The following is a 229-nucleotide window of genomic DNA, read 5'->3' as shown; positions in this document are numbered from 1 at the left end:
CACCTTTACTTATGATTCATGGCTTTGGAGGGTCATCAGATGGTTTTCAAAAGATTTACTCCGATTTAGCAAAAGATCATACAATTATTTCTGTAGATGCTTTAGGATTCGGGCGCTCATCTAAGCCAATGGATTTTTATTATTCTTTTCCAACTCATGCAAATTTGTATTATAAATTAATGAAAAAACTAGGGTATGATTCATTCGCAATACTGGGGCATTCCATGGG

The 229-nt window shown here is 34.9% G+C and carries 1 protein-coding gene; it reads left to right on the top strand.

The window, feature by feature from the left end; translation table 11 throughout:
• Positions 1-229, top strand: a 229-nt coding sequence (locus tag SB717_RS40050) for an alpha/beta fold hydrolase (RefSeq protein WP_410908949.1), incomplete at both ends; no start/stop codon positions are given.

Source organism: Priestia sp. SIMBA_032 (genome assembly GCF_046535215.1).
Classification (GTDB): domain Bacteria; phylum Bacillota; class Bacilli; order Bacillales; family Bacillaceae_H; genus Priestia; species Priestia aryabhattai.
The sequence above is the reverse complement of the archived record's forward strand: the minus strand, read 5'-3'. Positions and strand labels throughout refer to the sequence as shown.